This window comes from Streptomyces sp. NPDC057654 (assembly GCF_042800135.1).
GTDB lineage: Bacteria > Actinomycetota > Actinomycetes > Streptomycetales > Streptomycetaceae > Streptomyces.
In genome coordinates this window covers 1-3,824 of the sequence record NZ_JBHVHQ010000831.1, presented here as the reverse complement: position 1 = coordinate 3,824, position 3,824 = coordinate 1, and the positions used below count along the sequence as shown (strand labels likewise).

At 71.8% G+C, this 3,824-nt stretch carries 5 protein-coding genes; 1 reads left to right on the top strand and 4 read right to left on the bottom strand.

Going from position 1 to position 3,824, the window contains the following annotated elements; all coding sequences use genetic code 11:
* Positions 1 to 619, top strand: a 619-nt coding sequence (locus ACFU99_RS36715; protein WP_384400902.1) for a DUF1707 domain-containing protein, incomplete at its 5' end; no start/stop codon positions are given.
* Here ACFU99_RS36715 and ACFU99_RS36710 read toward each other — a convergent pair.
* From ACFU99_RS36710 to ACFU99_RS36695, 4 genes are all read right to left on the bottom strand, one after another.
* On the bottom strand, positions 591 to 1,646 hold the full coding sequence (locus tag ACFU99_RS36710; protein WP_384400899.1) for an NAD-dependent epimerase/dehydratase family protein: 1,056 nt from the start codon (positions 1,644 to 1,646) through the stop codon (positions 591 to 593). The genes ACFU99_RS36715 and ACFU99_RS36710 overlap by 29 nt on opposite strands.
* A 65-nt stretch (positions 1,647 to 1,711) precedes the next feature.
* On the bottom strand, positions 1,712 to 2,416 hold the full coding sequence (locus tag ACFU99_RS36705; RefSeq protein WP_384400896.1) for a lysophospholipid acyltransferase family protein: 705 nt from the start codon (positions 2,414 to 2,416) through the stop codon (positions 1,712 to 1,714).
* 119 nt (positions 2,417 to 2,535) lie between these two features.
* The gene (locus ACFU99_RS36700; RefSeq protein ID WP_384400893.1) at positions 2,536 to 2,694 is read right to left on the bottom strand and encodes a hypothetical protein; all 159 of its coding nucleotides are present in this window, start codon (positions 2,692 to 2,694) and stop codon (positions 2,536 to 2,538) included.
* Positions 2,695 to 2,789: 95 nt separating this feature from the next.
* Positions 2,790 to 3,746 (bottom strand): cytochrome c oxidase assembly protein, encoded by a 957-nt coding sequence (locus ACFU99_RS36695; protein ID WP_384400891.1) that lies wholly within the window; start codon positions 3,744 to 3,746, stop codon positions 2,790 to 2,792.
* Between the last annotated feature and the right edge of the window lie 78 nt (positions 3,747 to 3,824).

Genomic DNA, 3,824 nt, shown 5'->3' with positions numbered 1-3,824 from the left:
GCGCCGCGACCTCGCCCGCGACCGCACCGCCGGGCGCGACCTCGCCGCCGAGGCTCCCGCCGTCCGCGCCTCCGACCAGGAGCGCGACGCCGCAGCGGCCCTCCTCTCCGACGCGCTCGCCCTCGGCCGCATCTCCGCCGACGAGCACTCCGACCGCCTGGAAGCCGTCTACCAGGCCCGCATCCGCGCCGAACTCGTCCCGCTCACCGCGGACCTGCCCGCCCCCGAGCCCGGCCGCGCCCTCGCCGACCCCGCCGGTACGGAGCCCGTCACCGCCCTCTTCAGCAAGATCCGGCGCGGCGGCCAACTGCCCGTGCCCCCGCACTCCGTCGTGCACGCCCGCTTCGGCGCGGTCGTCCTCGACCTGCGGCACGCCGTCTTCACCCGCCGCGAGGTCGTCATCGAGGCCAACTCCTTCTGCGGCAAGATCGAGATTCTGCTCCCCGACGAGGCCCGCGTCTACGACACCGGCACCGCCCTCTTCGGCAAGCGCTCCCTCCCCGGCAAGACCCCCGAAGGGGGCGCGGACGGCCCGGTGGTGCGCATCACCGGGCGGTCCGTCTTCGGCCATGTGCGGCTCATGCGGAACTTCAAATGGCCCTGGCGCGAGTGGCGTTGAGCCAGTCGTCCTCGGCCGCGTAGCCGAAGAGCCGGTCGTCCGGATCGAGCTCGGCCATCAGCGGGAACGCCTCACGCCAGTCCCGGCCCGCCAGCTCCCCGGCCAGCCACTCCACCGTACGGGGCAGCGACTCGGCGTACCCCGTCACCGCCCGGTAGCCGAGCTCGCGTTCGGCCGCCGACATGTCCAGCACCACCGGCCGCGCCACGCTCCACGGCGTTTCCCCGAGGCCCGGCCGCGGGGGCGCCCCGTCGACCAGCACCGTCTCGCTCTTCACACCCGCCACCGTGTCGACCGCCGCCGAGATCTCCGCCACCGACAGCGCCTCGGGGTCGCCGGCGTTCAGCACCCGTGACCCGGGCCGACCCGCCGCGAGCCGTGCCAGCTCCGCGAGATTGTCGACATGAACGGTGTGGAAGCGGCTCTCGCCGCGCCAGGACAGCACCCGCACCGGACGCCCGTCCAGCGCCCGCTTCACGAAGTACAGCTCCCGGGACAGCCGGCTGTGCGGGCCGTGGACGGCGCCCGCCCGCAGCAGAGTCGTCGGCAGCCGGTCGCCGGCCGCCAGCAGCTCCCGCTCCAGCGCCACCTTCCGCGTCCCGTACGTCAGATCGCCCGGCGCGACCGTACGGTACGACTCGGGGATCGGCACCGGGTAGGCGGGGAAGCCGTCCGGTTCGCCCTGTGTGTCGAAACTCCGGCCGGTGTCGTCCTCGTACACCGCGCCACTGGAGATCACCACGGCCGACCCGATGCGGTCCGCCAGCCCCAGCAACTGCCGCGCGTGCCCCTGCCCGTACGCGACGCAGTCCACCAGCACGTCGCAGCCGTCCCCGAGGGCCGCCGCGAGCGCCGCGTCGTCCTCCCGGTCCACTGCCACCGACTGCACGTCCCCGGGCCAGCCATCGTCCCTGCCGGCGCTCCTCGACGCCGCCCGCACGTGCCACCCGTCCGCCGCGAGCGCGCGCACCGCGGCCCGTCCGATCTGCCCGGTCGCCCCGAGCACGAATACGCTTCCGTTCGCCATGGCCGGGACGGTACGGGCCCCGCGAGCGCCGCGCCCATCCCCTTACGCCGTGCGCTGATTCGCCGTCAGCGCAATGGGCGCCCGGAGCGCCGCGCCTGGTCGGCCTTCTTCGCCTCGGTCGCGTACTGATCGACGTACTCCTGCCCGGAGAGCCGCAGGATCGCGTACATGATCTCGTCGGTCACGGCCCGCAGCGCGAGGTGCTCGTCGTCGAGGTCCGCGAACCGCGAGAAGTCCAGCGGCTCGCCGAAGCGGATCGTCACCGGCCTGATCCGCGGCATCGCCCGGCCCGGCGGCTGGATCTCGAAGGTGCCGACCATCGCGCACGGCACCACCGGCACCCGCGCCCGCAGGGCCATCGCCGCGACGCCCGTACGCCCCTTGTACAGCCGCCCGTCGTGCGACCGCGTGCCCTCCGGATAGACGCCCAGCAGCCGGCCCTTGCGCAGCACCGCCAGCCCCGAGCGCAGCGCGCCCTGGGACGCCTTGCCGCCGGAGCGGTCCACCGGGATCTGCCCGATCCCGCGGAAGAAAGCCGCCGTGAGCCGCCCCCGCACGCCCCGGCCCGTGAAGTACTCCGACTTCGCCAGGAAGGTGATTCTGCGGGGCAGGATCACCGGCATCAGGAAATGGTCGGAGACCGACAGATGATTTCCGGCGACAATCGCCGCACCCTCGGCCGGAATATGGTCGATCCCCTCGATTCTCGGCCGGAACAACAGCCTGAGCAGTGGCCCCAGGAACACGCATTTGAGCAGCTGATAGAACACGACGGCCGCCTTCCCCCTCGTCCCGGTGCCGACGCAGAGTAGTCCCGCCGCGGCCGGCGGGGGAGGGGCCGGACGTACCCGCGTACCGCACCGTACGAACCAGCCGGCCTCCGGCGGCCTCAGTTTCCGCGTGCCACCACCACCCCCACCGTCAGCAGCCCCAGTACGACCCAGGTGAACCACAGCCAGCCGTTGCTGCCCAGCGCCACGCTGTAGCCGGTCACCACGACCAGGCCGCCCACCGTCATCCCGGCCATCATCCGTGCAGATCCGGGCATGTCCCGCACCTCCTCAAGGCGGCCCGGCGGCGAAAACGCGAGGACCGCGGTCAGGGGACCATCGTCACCCCGCCGCGGTCCTCACCGCCAGACGGCTACTGGCCGCCGCGTGCCTGGAGCGTCGCGAGATACGCGTTGTACGCCGCGAGCTCCTGGTCCCCGCTGCGCGCCTCCATCCGGTCCGAGCGCCGCGCCTGCCGCTGCTCGGACTTGTACCACTGGAAGACCAGCGCGATCAGCACGACCACCGAGGGGATCTCGCTGAACGCCCAGGCGATGCCGCCCGCCGCCATCTGGTCCGAGAGCGGATCGACGCCGAGCGAGGCCGCCGGATGCATATACGTGCCGATCATCGGCTCCGACGCCATCATCAGCGCGATGCCGAAGAACGCGTGGAACGGCATGCCCGCGAACAGCTCCAGCATCCGCATCACATAGCCCGGCCGGTGCGGCCCGGGGTCGACGCCCATGATCGGCCAGAAGAACACCAGACCCACCGCGAGGAAGTGCACCATCATCGCGATGTGCCCCGTCCTGCTCTCCATCAGGAAATCGAAGATCGGTGTGAAATACAGCCCGTAAAGGCTCGCGATGAACAGCGGAATCGTGAATACCGGGTGCGTGATGACCCGCATATACCGGCTGTGCAGCAGCGCCACCAGCAATTCGCGCGGACCCTTCCGGCCGCGCGCCGCCGTCGGCAGCGCCCGCAGCGCCAGCGTCACCGGCGCGCCCAGCAGGATCAGAATGGGGGAGAGCATGCTGATGACCATGTGCTGCACCATGTGCACGCTGAACATGACCATGCCGTAGTCGTTGAGCTTGGTGCACATCACCAGCGCCACCGTCAGCACGCCGATGACGTACGAGACCGTGCGCCCCACCGGCCACGCGTCCCCGCGCCGCCGCAGCCGCACCACGGCCCAGCCGTAGAGCGCGAGCCCCAGCAAGCAGCCGATCACGAAGAAGGCGTCGCCGCTGAACTCCAGGCCCCGTCCCAGCGTGAACGGCGGCAGATCCATCATCATCATGCCGTGACCGCCGTGGTCCATCCGCTCTCTCCTACTTCGTACCGATGCGCCCGCACCAGAGTAGAACCGCCCCCGGCCGGAGTTCCGGCCGGGGGCGGC